Raw genomic sequence first — 18,210 nt, forward strand, 5'->3', positions numbered from 1 at the left:
CACTTTCCAACGCGTCCCACTATTTCTGCGGGCCTTCCAGCTGTTCTGAGCGATATCTTGGTACTAGCCTTTATGTCCATTCCGTTCTTAGAATAAAGAGGAGGCAGTAACGATGAGCGAAACGGACGACACCACGAACGGGACAGAAACGATCCCCGTGTACGCCGTCGAACGCGGACGGCGACACCGGACGGAAACACGACTCGCAACCCGCGAACACGGGTGGCCCACGCACGCCCCCTCGAAGACCGGGTACGAGACGTGGGTCGAGACGATGCAGGAACTCGAAGTCGTCATTGACCTGGGGGTCATCGGCCCCGGTGACCGGGTCGCGACGATGACCATCGACGCCTACACGCGCGAAGTCATCGACTACACCCTCACCGTGGGCGTTACGGACGGAGACGAGTAATGTCGGCCGTCGGTACGCAGTCGGAGTACCCGACCGCCATCGACCTCTGTGCAGGCTGTGGCGCGGCCTCGTTCGGACTCCAGAACGTCGGCTACAACGTCCGCGCCGCGTACGAGATCGACCCCGCCGCCCGCTACACGTATCAAGTCCATGTCGGCGATCACGACGACATGGCCGTCCTCGGTCATGACGTCACCGACGTCCGACCCGAGCTCATTGAGGACGACATTCGTCTCGTCTTCGCGGGACCGCCCTGCCAGCCGTTCAGTGAAGCAGCTGGGGAGATCGTCACCGACGACGAACGGCAGTTCGTCGCCTTCGCGATCCCCGAGTGGGTCGCGGCGCTACAGCCCGAAGCGGCCATCATCGAGAACGTCGGCGGCCTCGAACGCAACCACCCGGACGCACACGGGAAGATCCTCGACAACCTCGAGGACGCGGGCTACCAAGTCGAGACAGTCACACTCCTCGCCGCCGACTACCGTGTCCCGCAGACGCGTGAACGCGTCTTCATCATCGCCGTCCGGAACGACCGCGCGCCGCCAACCAAGTGGGAGCCTCCGACGGTTCGGAGCGACGACCCCGACCAGCTCACGTTCGACCAGTTCGGCACGAACCCGAAGGAGGGACCGAAGGGCTACCGGACGGCAGGCGAAGCACTTGGTGACCTCCCACAGCCGTTACCGCCGATGCGACCGAAGGACGACCCTGTCCACAGTGTCTCCCCGTACGACGAGAATCGCGTCCGTCCGCACTCGTGCGGCGAGTGGCTCTCCCGCGAGGAGTACCACGGAGACTTCGACGCGCTCGGACCCGACTTCCGGGCCGGGGGCGCGCAGGCCGGGAAGGCGATGCTCATGCCGCCGAACCACGTCGAGTCCAATCACCGAATTAGCACACGGGAGAAGTACGCTCAGTGGGTGCTCGGCTACTGTGGCGATTCGACGACTGACCGGCGGCTCCACCCGGACGAGCCCGCACCAACCATGACTGTCTCGAACGGGACGCCACCTGTTCACTACGTGGGCGCAGCGCCGGGTGTTGACGCGCCGGTCGAGGGTGTCCGGCGGCTCACTGTCCGAGAGGTCGCGCGACTCCAGACGTTTCCCGATCACTGGTGTTTCGCGGGGCTGAGAGCCGAACAGTTCCGACAGGCCGCGAACGCCGTCCCACCGCTCCTCGCGTCCCACGTCGGCGACCACATCCGCACCGAAGTTCTCGAAGCCTAACCCGGTCACTCCTCCGTCTGCCGCAACCGCACCGCGTTCACGGTAGGGTCCTCCCCGGGGTCGTCCCCGTGCGGATCGGCCTTCGGGTCGAGGCGCAGGGCCTCGCATTCCGACCGCTTCGCTCGGCGGGGGCCGTCGCTCCACTGCTCCAATCCTCCCGGTGGCTGGATGGGCTTTCTGAGTATCGTCCGTACCTTTATGTCCTGTGGCGTGGTTGTTTTGAAGTGGAGGCAGTAAGGATGAGCAACCCCGAAGACACACAGAATGAGGAGGACGAATCGGCAACCGTTCGCGTCACCTATCGGCCGGTTACCCAAGATCTCGCCGACCAGTCGATGTCGTTCGGCGACCCGGAAACGCTGACACTCTCCGACCTGGAGCACGTCGAAGCCGGAGAGCACACTGGAGAACACGTTCGCGGCGTAGCCGACGACGGACGCGACGTTGTTGTGTTCACCGGGACAGGCCGCGTCCGAGCCCGCGAGAGCGACGAAGGCGCGTTCGACCAGTATCTCGGGAAGGTCGAGGACTCCGTGGAGGCGTGGCTATGAGCAGCGCACGTGACGACGTCGGGTACGTCCCCGTCGCCGTTCCCGGCTTCGTCTCTCCCGGACTAGTCGATACACTCCGGTCGGGAGTCGAGGGCACTGTAGGAGAGGGCGGTCGCATCCAGCTGGACGACCATGACCACACCCTCTGCCTCTCGGACACCGACGAGGTCGAGCCCGGAACCCGCGTGTACGTCCGGTACTTCGACCGGCGGCGCGCGACCTACTGCCGACCAAGCGAGGAACGTGAACGCGAGCAGCGCCGGAAGGAGCGCCGTCGAGAACTGAAGCAGAAAGCGCGAGAGCGCGTGAAGGACTGGCGGCGACGGCGGGCCGAGGCATTCTGGGAGGACTACGACCTCCCCTTCGAGTACGACATCGCCCAGAAGGGACAGCGGTCGCAACTCCAGCGCGGAAGCACGGGAACAGGGACGACCTCGCAGACCGTGAACCACCTCTACGTCCTCGAGTCCTTCGAGCAGGGACGGCTCAAGCGGAAGGCGAACCGCTACCTCTGTGATAATCAGGCCGAGTTCCGGTTCACGGAGGTACGAGGAACGGACTCGGACGGCGAATCGTTCGTCCCGCGAGTGACGTGCAAGACGTGCCTCAGCCGGATGGAGAGGTTCCAGACCAATGAGTGACTACACCCTTGGGGACTTCGGCGTCACGGGCCACGTCCCGCCCGAGAACCGCTGTATCGCGTTCGACGCTAACGGCGACCAGTGTCCGAACTTTACTCGCGACGACTACTGCGGCAGCTGCGAGCCCGAGAACGCCGAGTTCACAACCGAGGACTTCACGACTACGTTCGATGAAGCCCGACACGGGGTGGTTCGCGATCTTCTCCGGGACGACTACGAGTTTCCGGCGAAGGACGCGGTCGGCTTCTCGATGTGCTGTGCGGCCGCTATCGACGCCGCGTACGTGCTGGAGGGGCGTCTCACGAAATTGAATACCGAGCCGGAGTCGGAGTCGTTGTCTCTCGTGGGAGTGGAGTACACGCAAGACGAGCTCTTGGAGCTCCACGAGCAGTTCCGGTCGAACGTGACGTCCGCGACCGTTCGCGAGAAGTGGGAGGGCGCGTGCAAGCTCGTGGAGCGGGGTCGACGATGTGCGCAAATTCGAAAGACAGCGACCGCTTGTGGGTGGCACACCCGTCGAGGTGAGGACGAGGTCTTGGTGTCGGTGGACGACGCACTCAGCGTGATCGGACCGGAATTGGTAGCCGAGGTGTGACCGTCGAGTCGGCCGCCGAAGCAGTCGGTGTAGGGGCGGAACGGCCTGATGACGATACGAAGACGGCCCATGCCGTGTGAAGCTCTGTAAATTTCATTTTGAATGAATGAATTTCAAATGTGCTGTTTTGTGGGCCTCTATACCGAATAAATGGGGTTGAATATTATTTCAATACACCTGAAAGTTTAAAGTGGCGTGGTCAGAACATACGAATAGACATGACCGGCGCGAAAGACCCCTCGGAAGAATCCGACCGTCCGAGTGAACAGGGGGCCTCCGTTCTCACGGTCTCGGAACGGCTCCTCCCCGGTGACGAGGATGGTTCCTGGACCGATTACGGAGTGGACGAAATTGAAAACCGACCGTACCCCGCGCCCGAAGACTGGGGCGTCGCGACGGTCGATGCAATCGAAATCGTCTGGCAACGGCCAGCACTCCCCAACCGATTCGAGATTCCTCACGAGGTTGAGGAAGAAGCAGTCCTCCGGATCGAAGACAACGGAACCGAGGTCGCGCTGGACGTGAACCACGACGCGATTTTCGTCATGGAAGACCCCGGTGAGGACGAACTCTGGGACGCAGTCGCGGAGGCTCTCATCAAAACGGCTCGCAACCAACCATATTTCGAGATTGCCGACGTCGAGACTGGGCGGGGACTGTTCAGCGAGGATTCGAGCTCTCGAACACTCGACGACTTCGGTGGAGGAGAACCGTGACGACCAGCTGTCCGAGATGCAAGAAGCACGACAGCGAGAGTGATCGTGAATGACCCCGACGCGCCGCCTCGAACCATCGTGGGCGTCCACTTCCAACCGGTGGATTGTTGCGCTGGAGTCTATTGAAGAGTGGTTCAAATCCGATGTCTACGAGGCCCCCGACAACACGTCGTGGATCGAAGCAACAACCGACGTCCTCGCGAATGCGCCGTTCGACGAGTCGAACCGTTCAGATTACGTCTTTCTCTTCCCGAAGGGCGACCTCCCCGTCACGGCTGCTATTCAGGGCGTCTCCCTCCGCGAAGCACCCTACCCAGACCCCAAAGATAGAGTGCTCCTCATTCATCCCGACGCGATTATGGAGCGCGACGGCTCGCACAGTCCGACGACGGTCGTGATTCGGGGACTCCAACTCTCGTCAGGTAGCCTCAGCGACCACACGTTCCATCGAGGAAGTCTGAATGTCTAACTCGAACTCGAAACGGACAGATGACTGGTTTAGACCGAACCGGCGACGTGTCCGATCGGCAGATCGAGATGCTAACGAGGGCCTCGTCTGCCCCAGCTGCGGAGCAGTTCTTGAGAACCGTGACCATCGAGAACTTCCAGTCGATGCGCTGGCCGACCCCGTTGTCGCCAAGCAGGTCTACGGCGAGACCGTGACCACGCTCGGGTGGTGGTGCGATGAGTGCGATATTGTCGTCCCTGAGTCGGGCGAACGGCCGGAGTTGGGATTCGAGCCTGAGACGTGGCGGGCGGTGAGCGTCAAGTACGACGCCGGTGACGCCTCACTGTGGGTTCCCGTCCGTCGCGACGACTTCGAGACGCCACCCGAGGCTGCGGAACCGGAGGCCAGCAACCAAAACGGCGAGGCGGCGACGGTGTGTCACCTTGAGGAAGACTACGACGTATATATCGGGAGGGGAGCGGGCGAGGAGGAAACCATTATCACGGTTCCGATAGAGGAGCGGGGTTGGTTGGGAAACCCGTTCGTGTTTGAGGAGGACGGCGGGACGTGGCCACGTGACGAGGGAGTCGCGATGTTCATGCACGTCCTGTTTCAGCGGATGGACGACGACCCCGAGCTCGTCAACGCGCTCGGCCACCTGAAGGGGAAGCGGCTCGCGTGTCACTGTCGGCGGAGCGATGAAGCGAACCCGAAGTGTCACGGTGACGTTCTCGCCGCGGTCATCGACCGGATATCGCCGAAATCCGGTGAATAGCCTGATGAGTAGGTATATGCCGAGGGCGAAGTTAGTAAAAAGTGGAAGGAGGTAGCAAATATGAGCGAGAACCCATCTGACCCAGACACCGGTCAAGACGAGAACGAACAGAAGGAGGCGCATCGCGTCGGCACGATCAACCGCTGGGACGCGCCCAACGCGTCCTGGGCCGCTGAGTACGATTGGACACGATATCGTGGCCCACCAACCTACCCCGTTCCTGGTGGCTGGGTACTCGGTATCGTCGAGGGCGACGGGACCGGCTGGCGGTACTACGGCAAGGACGGCATCGGCGAGTCGAACGACCCCGAAACCTCTGCCGAACCGACCGCAGAAGCAGGTCTGCTCTTCGACGTAGCGAACCCGGACGAAACGTCCCAACGAGAGGAGCCAGATATGGAGTGGCGGTTCACGCTGGATGGTAAAGTCGTCTTCCGGCGGGTTGAACCCGACCGAGACGACGCCTACGGCGCTATCGCGAAGGCACTCTCGGCATACCACGAGGGGACACCGCCGTCGGAGATCTCGGAGACGCCGTCGAGTGGACGGAAGCCCGCGGACATCCACGAACAGGAGAAACTCGAACGAAAGCAGGAGGAGAACCAGTCCCTCGATAGGTGGTCGAAGTGAGCGAGCAGTCTACCGACAACGCGGAGCGTGCCGAGTATGATGAGGTGGCCGACGCGTTGTTCGAGACTCTCGCTGCCCTTGAGGACATCCGCGAACGACTCGATGGTGGCGCGAAACGGAGCGGCGTGCCACCAGAGCAGGTCATCAACGAGGTGTGGGACGCATACGACCTCGGAGACGCAGACGAAATCTTCTCGCGAACCGGCCACGAGCGCGTTAGCGCGAGTTCGCCCGAAGATTGGGCGTTCGACGAGCGTGTCCCTCACGGTAGAGTTCCGGACGCACCCGGGGGTGTCGACCGATGAGCCAGTCGCCTACCCGGGCGACGGGTCGTGACGTCGTCGAGTCGGTCGCGACGGTTCGCGTCGACGATCACGAGGTACGCTCGAACCTGACGATTCACGTTGAACACCCTGCGCACGACGGCGGGACGCGGTGTTTCTTCCGGTCGCGAGAGAGCGCCCCAGCCGCGATTCGTTCCCACCTCCGTCGACTTTCAGACGAGATCGTTCGCGTGGAGGTCATCGACGAGGCCGACCTCGGTCTGAGCGAGCGCGAGCTCATACCGGAGTCCTGGAGGCACGCAGAGGACGATCCCGAGGTGGTCGTCTGTGCCTGAACCGCCGCGCGGAATCGACCGAGAGACGCTGGAGCGAGCCATCGAGACGTGGGGAGAGGAGGCCCAGCTCAATCTCGCCGGTGAGGAATGCTCCGAACTGGACGTTGCACTACACCGCCTCATACGTGGCCGCGCCGACGAGAAGGACGTCATCGAGGAGATCGCGGACGTGATGGTGATGATGGAGCAGTTGACCCTTATCTTCGAGGAGGACGCCATTGAGGCGCAGGTCGAGAAGAAGATGTACCGGCTGAAACAGCGTATCGCCAAGGCGAACGGCGAGACCTTGAACGTCTCTGCGACAGCTGAAGAAATCGCAGAATGGGAGGAGAAACACGACGAGCCCCATCCAGCGTTCGAGGTCGAGTATCGTCCGGAGCGGAAGTCCTTCCCGGAGTCTGAAGGACAGGACGGCGTTGAGTAAGGCGACCGGACTCTCTATTTCTTCTGCGGCCGCAACCGCGACCGTACCGCACCACATTCACGATGGGTCCTCCCCTGGGGTCGTCCCCTGCGGATCGGCCTACGGGTCGGCCCGCGAGGGGCCGCTTCCGTCCGCTCCGCTTGGAGGTGTCCGGCGCTCCGCTGTTCCGCTCCTTGCGGTGGCCGTTTGGTCTGGTGATGGGGGTGTACGTATCTTTATATTCTAAGGCGAGGTTATTCAAAAGTGGAGGCAATAAGGATGAGTGAACCCATGTACGGCGGTGACGGAATCGAGACCGAACGCGACGACGGCAGTACCCTGGTAGAAACGTCGTCCAGTATCCGAGACGACTCGCACCTCGTCGGCCCAGCTGACCGACCGCTCTACGAACTCCTCGTGGAGATCCTCTCGGACGCCCGTGTCCCCGACCTCGTGCCCGCACGACTCGCGACCGAGTGCCGCGACCTCGTCGACGCCCGCAACACTGCTCTCGACATTGAGCGCGGCCACTGCACCGTCGCGAACGTCAGCTACGGCCTCTCGTACTGCTACGAGATCCGCGACGCCATCGACGACTACCGCGACCGCGACCCCCTCACGCTCGTCGCGGTGGGCTGTTCTGGCTCGAAGCACGACGTCGACGAACCTGTCCCGGCAGCCGACCTCTACAAGCACGCCTACTGGTCGTGCAAGCGCGACTACGGCGAGACCGTCGGCGACGACTGGATGATCATCTCCGCGAAGCACGCCGTCCTCGCTCCCGACGAGCGCATCGACTACTACGAATGCACGCCCGACCACTTGGAGGGCATCCCGGTCGATTCCGACCTGCGCCTTCCGAGTGGTGACCCGGTCATGACGCTCCTCGACCAGTGGGCGCTCCGCGTCTACAACGGACTCCAGACGTGGCTCACCGCAACCGCAGGCGGCGTCGACCCCCGCGACGCGGAACTGGAGATCCTGCTCGGGACGAAGTACCGGAACCCACTGGGGGAACGCGGCGTCTTTAATGCGCTTCGCGCAGCCGGTTCTCTCTCGATTTCGTTCCCCTTCCAGGAAGTCGAGCAGGCACGCGGCGGGAACGGGAACCAAATGGGCTGGATGACCGACGAGGTCGAGGCCGCGACAGGGACGAAGGCGTAACGAGCGCGCTCACCCCATACGTTCCTTTATACTCTCTGCGTTCTTAGAAAGAAGAGGAGGCAGTACGCATGAAAGACGATACCGACAGTACGGACGAGGTGGAGAAGTCGTGACCCGCGTCGACCGTCCCGACTATCTCCGTGAGACACCCCGGTTCGACCGCAGCGGCGTCGGGATGCGATGGACGAACCGCTGGCGACTCCAGATCGTTGACCTCTTCTGCGGACGCGGTGGGGTCGGCTACGCCATCGCGAACTGTCCAGCTCCCATCGACCCGTGGATGCACGCCGGGTTCGACGTCGAGGACTACAGCGAGACGTACCCCGGCAAGTTCGCACAGCGCGATCTCCTACACGACCCCTCACTAGATGATCTCGCCCGCGCTGTCGACGTTCCCATCGTCCCGAGTGGTCGGTCCATCCTCGTCGACGCCGGTGTCGTCGACGACCCCTACGGACTCCCCGACCTCCACGGCCTCACCGCAGACGTTGTCTGGGCGTCCTTCCCTTGCACCGCCTACTCCAGCTTGAGCGCGACCTACTACGGCTCACGAGACGCCGCCCTCGAAGCGAACCCCCGTATTACCGACGAGTTCCGCAAACTCCTCCTGAACATCGCCCCTCACTACGTGATCGAGAACGTACCGGGGGCGACCCGCGTCGGCGATCTGGACGCGAACGTTCGCGTGAACGGCCTCGCGTTCGACGGCCTGAACTTCGACTTAGAGCGGCACTTCGAGACGACGTTTCCCTGTCCAGACGCCTATCTGGATGGCGAGCCTGAGGTCACGATCGACACGCGAGACGACCAGTCGATAGCGGCACTCGCCGACGCGAAAGGCGTGCCGAGGACGTGGGGGAAGCAGGGCGTTCGGAGCGCAATCCCGTGGCAGTACGTCTACTGGGTCCTCCATCACTGCCCCGCGTTTCCAGGTCCGGCCCCGAAGCGCACCGAACAGATGCTCGTCCCGCAGATGCAGAACGCGTTGGGTGTTGACGAGCGGATCTGTAGTCGGTGAGTTGAGCGCGCCGTTCTACTGATACGTCCTTTTAATACATTGGAGTGGTTACTATATAGAGGAGGCAGTACGAAATGAGCAAGGCCGACGAAATCCAGCCGCTTCCGGAGAAAGCACTACACCTAGTCGACGACACCTACGCGATCCAGATTCAGCCACCCCGAAGCGACGGACATTACTGTCGATGGGAGGCCAACGGCGCGGCGGTCGTCTGTGGAAACGATGGCTCCGGCAAGCCGACGAGCCGAGACGACCTTATCGACCAGCTCCGAACGCTACTCGAGGACTGGAAAGACGCCCACCAGAGCGGAACTTCAAGCCGGGATGCGCCGCCGACGCCGTCGAACACGACGGTCTACGCTCACGAGGACTACCGCGAGGACTTCACGTTCCGCGAAATCTTCGGAGATGCCACCCTCGCGCAATTCGGCATCGAGAACAACTCCACGTTCGAGGACACGTCATGGGCGGAAACGAAGCCGGAGTATGACGAGTGGGTCGCTCCGCTCTACGACGTGCCGGGTGAGCGCGTACTGGTTCTCATGCACTACGACCGGGGCCACAGGACGTGGTGGGTGCGGGCGACCGAGGACTGGACGCTCGAACGGGTCGCGTACGAGGACGTTGGCCACAACTGGAGCGAACCCGAACAGCAGGACATCACGAAGCTCGTCAGGCAGTTGGGCGGCTACGGCCTCATCTACACGGAACCGCGCGAGGTCGAGTTCCGCGGCGTCAAGGACACGCCCTTCGACGAGGACTACAATCACGAGTACCTCGACAACCATCCCGAGGAAGTCGCTGGATGGCAGTTCACGACTGACGCGCCCATGCGGAGCGACTCGTGGATCACGCCGGACGGCCGAGCCGTCGTGCAGGTCTACGGGGGCGGCGGACAGGACGCACGCGTTGAAGTCGTCGACCCACGGCTCTCACTTGACCTCTCGTCGGCGCAGAAAGTCGTTCCCGACGATTCTCCTGAACCCCGCGCCGACAGCGACCTCACCCGCGATGAGGCTCGCGATACCGCAGTTGAGTGGATGAACGCACACCCAGCAGACGAGTTTGAGCATCCTCTCGCGGAAGTCGGCGACGTCTGGGACGCATTCGAGATCCCCGACGGGTACAGCGCCAGGAAGATTCGCGAGCGGAAGGGCACGATCTCTCTCAAGCTCACCGAGGAGGACCCCGACGGCGTCGAGAAGCGGTTCTTCCGCGTCGAGGGAGAGTTCGACTCCAACGGGTACAGCATCGTTCGGAAAACGCGCCCACATCGAGGGGGAACGCGGCCAGCTTCGTTCGAGGAATGCGAGTACGACCTACCCGAGGACGCGACACTCGTTGACGCGCTGGTGCGTCTCCAGCAGATTATCATCGAACGGGAAACCGCAGCGATCGGTGTCGGCGATTTCGATTCGTTCTTCGCGGAGGAGGTTGCGTAGGTAGGACGGGCGATTTCATCGGGAACCGTGCAGAGAAGGGGTTGAACAGTCTGTTCTTGGCGTTTGGTGTGAACCTTTATGCCAAGAGAGCGGTTATTGTTGAGTGGAGGCAGTACGATGAGCGAACAACACCCACGAGAGACTGAAGAAGAGCCGAGTCGTACAGATTGGGTAGCAACCGCCGAAGAACGGTGGCCGAGCGCCAACGCTGTCGGCGTCGTCGGTGGCGACGTTCACGAACCGGATGGCCGCTCGGAAGCAGCGGAGAAAGACACAGAACCATGCCCGTAATGCTGGACAGTGATCGAGAAGTCGCAGTTCACTTCGACCAGCTCGAAGCGAGCGACACTTACCGAGAGTACGTGACCCGGATTCGGAAGAACCCCGACCGCTACGGAAACCGCCAGAAGGCGCTCTCCGACTACGAGGTCCCCGCATGAGCAACGACGACTGGAACCCCGGCCCGAAGTACCAAGCGTATCTGCGGAAGATACAGGACATCCTCACCGACGAGAAACGGACGGTGCGTGACGTTTACTACGCGCTCGAAGCGCGTGGGTTCGAGGAGGAGCTTCGGCACGAATCCTATCAGGCAGCTCTCCGACGCCACGAAAACGATCCCGAGAACCACGCCCACCCCGACGCGCTCCCAGCATCGGAGTGGCAGTGGAAGTTCGAGTACCGATACGTCAAGAGAGCCGTCAAGAAGGGCCGACGGGCCGGATACATTGACCCTGCGCTCATCATCGACGCATCCCGTCGGGCGGAGACAACCGTCGACAACGGCCACTCGTCCGCCGAGAGTTTCGTTGACGCGCACATCCGCGGAGTCTGGCAAGCGTACTACGAGAACTTCTGGAACGAGCAGAACGCCTATCTCGAAATCTGGTTGGAGAAGCAGTCTCTCGCGTCCATCTTCCGCCCGATCGCCGACGAGTACAACATCAGACTCGAAGCGACTCGCGGCGACTGGTCAGACAGCAAGGTCTACGAGGCGACACAGCGCCTCGCGTCGAAACTCGAGGAAGGGAAAGACGTGACCATCCTCTACTTCGGCGACTTCAACCCGAGCGGATTCCACGCTCCAGTGAGCGTCCAAGAGACGATGCGGCACTACGGGATCAGTCTCGGCTTCCGAGACCCCGACCGCCAGCGCTCATCGTACTACTTCGATATCTGGCCGCCAGGAGACGGCGAACGCGCAGAGTTCGAGGGGATCGACGGGACGCTCCTGTTCGACAGGTGCGGAATCAGCCTCGAACACATCAAGAAGTTCGACCTGCCACAGAACCCGAATCCGTCGAGCACGGACAAAGACCGGAAACTCCGAAAGCGGTTCCAGAACCACATCTCCGAAGGTCGCGACGTGAACGTCGAGTTGAACGCCTTGAAAGAGTACCAGCGCGAGTACCTGGAGTCGCTTGTTCGAGAGAGCATCGAGGAACACATCGACGAGGACGCCCGCCAGCGTGTCGAGGAACGCATCGAAGAAGAGCAGGCGAAGATCCGGAAAGCCATCCACATCGACGATGACGTCCTCGGAGGGAAGGCATGACCGTCGCGACCGCGGACAGCACCGACCTCACGTACAGCCGATACCGTACAAACGGTGTGTACAGTACGCACGGTATGAGACGTGAGAACGGTACGCGGCGTATAGAGGTGGCCGCATGAAGCTCGTGAACACCTACGGCGACGACGACTACGAACGGGACAGCTGGGCCATCGTCGACGAGAACGGCGACGTTCTCGAAGACTGGATGAACCAGCCGACACTGGAGACGATTCGTGAGGGGAGCCGGAAGCACGGCGTCCCACTCGAACGAGTCGACCTCTGGGATAGCGACCTCCACTGCTTCGGCCACGGCGGATGCGGCGAGCCGATCAGCGGACGCTTTGGGGCCGGTCCCGAAGGCCAGCCACTCTGTTGGGACTGCGTCGAGGACCTTGCTGAAGATGGGCTCACGCTCACTGACCCGACAAAGACCATCGTCTCGGACTCCGCGCTCCACGAGAAGAGCCTCTGCGACTACGTGCTGAACGTCGCGACCGGCTGTGGCTACGGATGTCGCTTCTGCTACGTGCCGTCGACGCCGAACATCTGGGCGCGCAGCGGGATGCTCGAAGAGCGCGCCGGCGTCGAGGAACCACAGGCCGAGTGGGGGTCGTATCTCCTCTACCGCTACGACGCCCCGGAACGCCTCCGGCACGTCGCGTCGGCCCGTTCACCGTCCGGATGGGACGACTGGGAACGGACCCGTACGGGGCGTGGAATCGTCGGCATCAGTTTTCACACCGACTGCTACCAGGACAAGGCGACCGCGCAGATCACGCGCGAGTGCATAATCGAACTCGTCACCCACGGGCAGAAGGTTCGGATTCTCACTCGGTCGCCGTCCGTCGTCCGTGATATCGACGTGTTTCAGGCCGCCGACGGAGACGTCATCGTCGGGTCGAGCATCCCGACCTTGGACGACGGCGAGAACGCGGCCATCGAGCCGAACTCGCCGCCGCCGGACGCACGTCTTCGGGCGCTTCGCGAGCTCTCGGACGCCGGCGTTCCAACCTACGTCTCGATGTCGCCCACGTACCCGACGCAAGACCGTGAAGACCTCCGTACGCTCTTGGAGACCTTCGCGGAACTGGAGACGCTCCAGTGCGTCTACCACGAGCCGATCAACCCGCGCGGGCAGAACATGGACCTTCTCGTCGAGGCCGCTGAGGAGGCGGGGGAGCGGGACCTCGCCGCAGCGCTGGACAGTATCCGTGAGACTGAAGCGTGGGCGAAGTACGCCATTCGGCAACTGGAGTGGGTTCGTGATGCTGCCGACGACGTGGGCGTCCCGGTGTGCCTCTGGCCAGACAAGAAACTCATGAGCACGCTCAGTGGCGGGTACGCAGAGTTTGCGCGGCGTGAGTTCGAGCGCCCCACGCCGGAGTCCTTCGCGGGAGGTGTCGAGTACAGTCAGGCGTCGACGACGCTCTTCGATTTCGAAAGGTAGCCGAACCGCCCGATTAGAAGCGGCCGTGGTCCGTCCAGAAAGACTCAATTCGCTGCTGGAGTGAGGCGACGTCGACGACGTCGTAGCGGTCGCGCTCAAAGTCACTGAGGTACTGCCGAACCGACCCATTGTTCGCATACCGTTCGTCGACGAGGACGCGAACACCTACGTCCTCTTCCCCACGAATCACCCGTCCAAGAGCTTGTCGCGTCTTCCGTACTGCCGGGACGAACATCGAGTACGCGAACCCGAGACTCCCGTACTCTAACTCGTAGGCGAACTGGAGTGCCCGTACGCGCGGCGAGCCGACATTCGGAATCGGAACGCCGGCGACCACCACGCCGTGTAGGCGGTCGCCTTTATAATCCACACCCTCGGTCAACGTTCCACGGATGGACGTGACGAGGATCTTCCCGTCGCCCTCGAAGAATTCCTCTTTCAGCCGCTCAGTCTCGTCGTTGCTCGAACTGGAGTCGCACAGCACCTCTTTGTCGAACTGGGAGGTACGTTCGAGGATATCGGCCGCCCATTCCGCCTCCACGTAACTCGGCATGCAGACGAGGATGTTACCAGGTGTCCGGGCGACCGAGAGAATCGCCCGCGCGTACTGCTTCCGAACCTCCGTCCACTCGTCGGGATCTCCACGGTTCGTCGAAGTGAATTTCGGCGCGTCGATGATGTAGGACGCTTGGTTCTCGTCGGGGAACTTCTTAATGAAGGTGTCCGTGACGACAAGTCGGTCGTGCTGGTGTTCGAGGTAGTCGAGACCAACGACGTCCTTGTAGACGTTGAACGGTTTGAGGGTCGCACTCATCAGGAGGCCGCCACCAAACTTCGACAGTTGTGTGGCAATCAGACCGCCCGGTAGGCAATTGTGGAGTTCGAGGGAGACTCGCCAGTGCTTCTGAAACCCGTTCATGTTTTGGTTCCATCGACGTTCGAGCGTCACCTCGCGGAAGTGCTGTTCGTGGTCGCGTTCACGCCACTGGTCGAGGAGACGAGCCACCTTCGGAAATGAGAGTTCGCCGGGGACGTCGTCGAGGTCGCTTTTGGTTAGGCACTCCTGGACTGCGCCGGCGACCGCTGCGAAGGAGAGGTCAAAGGTGGGGGCGAGCCCGGAGTCTTCGATCTTTTCGGTAAGTCGGTCGGTCTCGGCTACCTCCGGGTCGCGTAGTGGTGCTTCCAGCTGGGACGGCATACTGTCTCCTCGTGACTCCCACTTCGGATACTCCCGGTTCAGGAAGTCTTTGGCGTGCTCTTCGGCCGACTTCTTAACGAACTTGAGAAGTTCGGCGACCTGCACGAGGAGCGAACCGGGAATGCCGTGTTTCCCGAGTACCTTGTTTACGAGTTCGGATTGTGGACGACCCCCGATCCGAACGGGGAAGTCGCCCCCGTGGCCGGTCGCTGCCGCAATTTGGAGGAGTTCGCGCATTGCCTGATAGAAGTCGTACATCGTGACTTCGTGGCTTAGGACGCCGCGAACGCGAGGTTCGAGCATATGTGCCTCGTCACAACAAAGCAGCGTTGTCCCGTCGATTAGGTCGTTCGTTAAGCGAAGAGTATTGAAATCAAATGCATGATAGTAATTTCCGATGATGAAGTCAGCATCGTCAAGGAGTCGAGACATAGCCGTGTGCGGGCAGACACCGTGTTCGATGGAGAGCCGGACGAGCTCGTCAGTGTCGATCACGTAGTCTTCAGCGTCTGAGAAGTCGAACGGGACGTATCCCTCTTGCTCGCGGGATTTCGCGTAGAATGGACAGACATCCTTCCCGTACTCAACAGGATGTTCAGCCGGGTACGGAGCTTCCGTGCCGTCCACCTCGAGTGCTCGCGAAGACAAGCCGAGACCCTGTTGTTCTAGCTCCCGTTCGGCACTCTGCGCGACATTGAAGAAGGAGTCGTTCCGACCGGCTTTCGAGGTGTTTCGTCGGAGAGAGTTGCATTTCCGGTTCGTGTTAGCGCCCTCAAAGTCGTTCTCGCCAGCGAGAGTGTACGGACAGATGTTGGATTTTCCCAGGAGGACGACCGTCTTGAATGGTTCGACGTCGTCAGGGAGGTTGCGGTTGATGATGCGAGCGTCTGAGACAAACTGCTTGACCTGCTGGATGACGCTCGTGAGAACCATCGCTTGCTGGTGGATGGTGTTGTGATTGCGAATCGTATCGCCAGCGACAGTTAGACCCGTCATCGTCTTTCCGGTTCCACAGCCGCTTTCGACGACGTAGAATCCGCGTTCCCGGATTACGTCGCGCGCAGTCTTGATCGCTCGTTCTTGATGGGCGTAGGGACTGGGGTGTCCGAATATATTCTGCCAAGATGTAGAGTTGAGTTTCGGGTTAGACCCCATTCAAGGTTTCACCCCAATAGCAAGCCATATCTGGCGATAGTTCTGGTCATAGGTATTACTTTTGGTGATTGAAATTTAGGAGTTGAACAGAGGTTGAATCCGCAGACACGTCTGGGAGGCATTAATTCATCGATAAAATCATTTATTCGTCAAATCTTTCTGTCGAAATGCGAGAATAGTATTATGAGTCTACACATGGTTCCGCCGGTATGACCTCCTGTTCAATGCACGTACGCCGCAAAAATCGCGAGGTACAAGTCCAGAGAGATTGTAGAAAACGACTATTCATAATCTCTAATGAGTGATCCCGATCTCCCTACCTCTATTATTCGGCAAGCGCCTTCCGGAGAATATCCAATTACAATCCCTCGCAAGCGCGTTGAAGACCTCGGAATCACCGACAAGCAGAAGCTCGGGCTCCGCCCGGATTGCGACGAGACTGGAATGGCGCTGGACTTCATTTTAGAACCGGACGATGGTGCGAACGTCGTCACTGTCAAGATGCAAGGCCCTCGCGGCCGCCAAGCCATAATTCGACCTCCGCGGAAACTCTGTGCTATCCTCGCATTGAACGGGGCAACTGCTGCATGGGCCATCGACGGAGATAGGCTTCGAGCGAAACTCAATATCGAACCAACGCTGAACGTTGGCTACCTCGGGGCGTTCGTCGAGGCCATCGAGACAAGCATCTTCCAGCGAACAGCGGGGAACTACACCGCGAACTTGCCCGCAGAGAAGGTGCGGCCCCTCAGGCTTTCAAAAGGAGATCTACTCCGCGTTAAGTTCGAGTGCCTGCGTTCGAACGATATCTTCATCCTAGAGACGAAGGACGTCGACCCGGACGCTCCGAACACCTACACTCTTCAAATGAGCGGCCCGCAGAACAACCAGCCACGCTTTACCGTAACGCGCTCGCTCGGGGACGGGCTTCAGCTCGCACAGAAGCGAGTAGGGTGGGTCGTGAACCGAGAGAACGCGCGTCTCGTCGGTCGCGTCACCCAGTAACCGATACCAACGCTTTTCTAGCTCGACATTCTTGTTTCTGAGTGGAGGCAGTACAAATGTGCGAGACGCAGGGAGCCACATCCCCTAGCCCGATCAGCGACAGCATCGACTTCACAGACCTACTCCGCATCGCAGAGACCGGAATCCATCCCGACAAGTGCGATCCGATCGATGGCGAAACCGCGAACGACGCCTACGAGCGCTACCTCGAGACTGGCATCAAGAACCCCTTCCACGCAGAGACTATCGACGAACGACTCCAGAACGGCTACGGATCGGGGGTGGAGTGAATGTCGTGCGCGACCTCGACTGAATCCCCGTCGAGCGCGTATTCGCTTCGTGAACGTGCTCGAACTGGTGACACCGGATGCGCCTGCCCGAACTGCAACTCGAACATCGCGAGCACCCACGGCGTGCACCAGCTCCCAACGACAACCATCGAGGACGCGACTGTCCAGGACGCCGTCGACGCCCTGACGGTCCTCGTGAACGGCTGGGTCTGTCACGACTGCGATATCCTCGTACCCCGCGACATGGAAGCCTCGAACAGCTGTTGGGCACGCATGACCAACGCAGACCAGGAGTTCGTCGGTATCCGCATCCGTCGAGCCAACGAAACCATCGTCGCGCCACTCCACGTTGAATATCTCCCGGCGACGGTCGTCGACGCGCTCGGAGAGTACTGTCCGGAGTGCGGTCGAGAGTACGGAGGCTGTGTCTCGAAGGCCCGTTGTCCGTGTCGGCCCTGCCGAGGCGGTCGCGACTACTGGTCCTGGACGAAGACGGACGACGATCAGCCGCGTCGCCAACCGAAGACGACGCCGCTCCAGTTTTACTTCGGGTCAGCCGACGAGACAGGGAGGAGGCTTTAGGGGTGGACGTCCAAGCGCTCGGCATGACTGACGACCCGCTCAGTGGAACGTCTGACGAGATGGAGCGGATGGAGGCAGGGTATCCTGAAGTCGACGAGCCGACCGGACGGACGCTCGCCGGCGAGAGCGGATTTCGTGACCAGCTCTATCGCGAACTCGAACGTCTCGCCGATGACGGCTACGACGTGGAGCCGTATCTCTCCGATCAGCGGCGCGTTGACGAACTCCTCCGGGAGCACGACCTCGCAGAGGAACACGACAACATCGACATCGTCGTTGAGCTCATCATCGAAAACGTCGAACAGTAACAGTAGTTAGCAGCACGAAATGCAGAG

22 protein-coding genes are annotated in these 18,210 nt (G+C 61.2%); 21 read left to right on the forward strand and 1 reads right to left on the reverse strand.

Annotated features, from left to right (window positions below; translation table 11 throughout):
• Nucleotides 1-112 precede the first annotated feature (112 nt).
• The 17 genes from NDI65_RS17545 to NDI65_RS17625 all read left to right on the forward strand — a co-directional run bounded on the left by NDI65_RS17545 (nt 113) and on the right by NDI65_RS17625 (nt 13,645).
• Nucleotides 113-412 carry a hypothetical protein gene (locus NDI65_RS17545; RefSeq protein WP_310893944.1) on the forward strand — a complete coding sequence of 100 codons (300 nt, stop codon included), beginning with the start codon at nt 113-115 and terminating at the stop codon, nt 410-412.
• The gene (locus tag NDI65_RS17550; protein ID WP_310893945.1) at nt 412-1,641 is read left to right on the forward strand and encodes a DNA cytosine methyltransferase; all 1,230 of its coding nucleotides are present in this window, start codon (nt 412-414) and stop codon (nt 1,639-1,641) included. The genes NDI65_RS17545 and NDI65_RS17550 overlap by 1 nt, the downstream gene beginning before the upstream one ends.
• A gap of 239 nt (nt 1,642-1,880) precedes the next feature.
• Nucleotides 1,881-2,192: a hypothetical protein gene (locus tag NDI65_RS17555; protein ID WP_310893946.1), complete on the forward strand. Its 312-nt coding sequence runs from the start codon at nt 1,881-1,883 to the stop codon at nt 2,190-2,192.
• Complete coding sequence (locus NDI65_RS17560; RefSeq protein WP_310893947.1) at nt 2,189-2,833, forward strand: hypothetical protein; 645 nt, start codon at nt 2,189-2,191, stop codon at nt 2,831-2,833. The genes NDI65_RS17555 and NDI65_RS17560 overlap by 4 nt, the downstream gene beginning before the upstream one ends.
• Nucleotides 2,826-3,428 carry a hypothetical protein gene (locus NDI65_RS17565; protein ID WP_310893948.1) on the forward strand — a complete coding sequence of 201 codons (603 nt, stop codon included), beginning with the start codon at nt 2,826-2,828 and terminating at the stop codon, nt 3,426-3,428. Before NDI65_RS17560 ends, NDI65_RS17565 begins: the two co-directional genes overlap by 8 nt.
• Nucleotides 3,429-3,646: 218 nt before the next feature.
• Nucleotides 3,647-4,144 carry a hypothetical protein gene (locus tag NDI65_RS17570; RefSeq protein WP_310893949.1) on the forward strand — a complete coding sequence of 166 codons (498 nt, stop codon included), beginning with the start codon at nt 3,647-3,649 and terminating at the stop codon, nt 4,142-4,144.
• A gap of 49 nt (nt 4,145-4,193) precedes the next feature.
• The gene (locus NDI65_RS17575) at nt 4,194-4,613 is read left to right on the forward strand and encodes a hypothetical protein (RefSeq protein ID WP_310893950.1); all 420 of its coding nucleotides are present in this window, start codon (nt 4,194-4,196) and stop codon (nt 4,611-4,613) included.
• Nucleotides 4,606-5,367, forward strand: a complete 762-nt coding sequence (locus tag NDI65_RS17580; RefSeq protein ID WP_310893951.1) for a DUF4326 domain-containing protein — start codon at nt 4,606-4,608, stop codon at nt 5,365-5,367. The genes NDI65_RS17575 and NDI65_RS17580 overlap by 8 nt, the downstream gene beginning before the upstream one ends.
• Nucleotides 5,368-5,427: 60 nt before the next feature.
• The gene (locus tag NDI65_RS17585; RefSeq protein ID WP_310893952.1) at nt 5,428-5,997 is read left to right on the forward strand and encodes a hypothetical protein; all 570 of its coding nucleotides are present in this window, start codon (nt 5,428-5,430) and stop codon (nt 5,995-5,997) included.
• A complete protein-coding gene (locus NDI65_RS17590) occupies nt 5,985-6,302 on the forward strand; it encodes a hypothetical protein (RefSeq protein WP_310893953.1) in 318 nt (105 codons plus the stop codon). Before NDI65_RS17585 ends, NDI65_RS17590 begins: the two co-directional genes overlap by 13 nt.
• 306 nt (nt 6,303-6,608) lie before the next feature.
• Nucleotides 6,609-7,040, forward strand: a complete 432-nt coding sequence (locus NDI65_RS17595) for a hypothetical protein (RefSeq protein WP_310893954.1) — start codon at nt 6,609-6,611, stop codon at nt 7,038-7,040.
• A 258-nt stretch (nt 7,041-7,298) separates the two neighbouring features.
• Nucleotides 7,299-8,183 (forward strand): DUF6884 domain-containing protein, encoded by an 885-nt coding sequence (locus NDI65_RS17600; protein WP_310893955.1) that lies wholly within the window; start codon nt 7,299-7,301, stop codon nt 8,181-8,183.
• Nucleotides 8,184-8,292: 109 nt separating this feature from the next.
• On the forward strand, nt 8,293-9,201 hold the full coding sequence (locus NDI65_RS17605; protein ID WP_310893956.1) for a hypothetical protein: 909 nt from the start codon (nt 8,293-8,295) through the stop codon (nt 9,199-9,201).
• Nucleotides 9,202-9,275: 74 nt separating this feature from the next.
• The gene (locus tag NDI65_RS17610) at nt 9,276-10,643 is read left to right on the forward strand and encodes a hypothetical protein (RefSeq protein WP_310893957.1); all 1,368 of its coding nucleotides are present in this window, start codon (nt 9,276-9,278) and stop codon (nt 10,641-10,643) included.
• A gap of 281 nt (nt 10,644-10,924) precedes the next feature.
• Nucleotides 10,925-11,083: a hypothetical protein gene (locus tag NDI65_RS17615; RefSeq protein ID WP_310893958.1), complete on the forward strand. Its 159-nt coding sequence runs from the start codon at nt 10,925-10,927 to the stop codon at nt 11,081-11,083.
• Nucleotides 11,080-12,198, forward strand: coding sequence for a hypothetical protein (locus NDI65_RS17620; protein ID WP_310893959.1), 1,119 nt, complete (start codon nt 11,080-11,082; stop codon nt 12,196-12,198). The genes NDI65_RS17615 and NDI65_RS17620 overlap by 4 nt, the downstream gene beginning before the upstream one ends.
• Nucleotides 12,199-12,313: 115 nt before the next feature.
• Nucleotides 12,314-13,645: a radical SAM protein gene (locus tag NDI65_RS17625; protein WP_310893960.1), complete on the forward strand. Its 1,332-nt coding sequence runs from the start codon at nt 12,314-12,316 to the stop codon at nt 13,643-13,645.
• Between the two features lie 13 nt (nt 13,646-13,658).
• On the opposite strand, the gene NDI65_RS17630 is transcribed toward NDI65_RS17625, so the two are convergent.
• The gene (locus NDI65_RS17630) at nt 13,659-15,998 is read right to left on the reverse strand and encodes an ATP-dependent DNA helicase (protein WP_310893961.1); all 2,340 of its coding nucleotides are present in this window, start codon (nt 15,996-15,998) and stop codon (nt 13,659-13,661) included.
• Nucleotides 15,999-16,295: 297 nt separating this feature from the next.
• On the opposite strand from NDI65_RS17630, the gene NDI65_RS17635 reads away from it, so the two are divergent.
• From NDI65_RS17635 to NDI65_RS17650, 4 genes are all read left to right on the forward strand, one after another.
• Nucleotides 16,296-17,003 carry a hypothetical protein gene (locus NDI65_RS17635; RefSeq protein WP_310893962.1) on the forward strand — a complete coding sequence of 236 codons (708 nt, stop codon included), beginning with the start codon at nt 16,296-16,298 and terminating at the stop codon, nt 17,001-17,003.
• A gap of 41 nt (nt 17,004-17,044) precedes the next feature.
• The gene (locus NDI65_RS17640; RefSeq protein WP_310893963.1) at nt 17,045-17,293 is read left to right on the forward strand and encodes a hypothetical protein; all 249 of its coding nucleotides are present in this window, start codon (nt 17,045-17,047) and stop codon (nt 17,291-17,293) included.
• A 273-nt stretch (nt 17,294-17,566) separates the two neighbouring features.
• Nucleotides 17,567-17,875, forward strand: a complete 309-nt coding sequence (locus tag NDI65_RS17645; RefSeq protein ID WP_310893964.1) for a hypothetical protein — start codon at nt 17,567-17,569, stop codon at nt 17,873-17,875.
• A gap of 23 nt (nt 17,876-17,898) precedes the next feature.
• The gene (locus NDI65_RS17650; protein WP_310893965.1) at nt 17,899-18,183 is read left to right on the forward strand and encodes a hypothetical protein; all 285 of its coding nucleotides are present in this window, start codon (nt 17,899-17,901) and stop codon (nt 18,181-18,183) included.
• The last annotated feature ends 27 nt before the right edge of the window (nt 18,184-18,210 follow it).

This window comes from Haloferax sp. S2CR25 (assembly GCF_031624535.1).
In the GTDB taxonomy this organism is placed as follows: Archaea; Halobacteriota; Halobacteria; order Halobacteriales; family Haloferacaceae; genus Haloferax; species Haloferax massiliensis.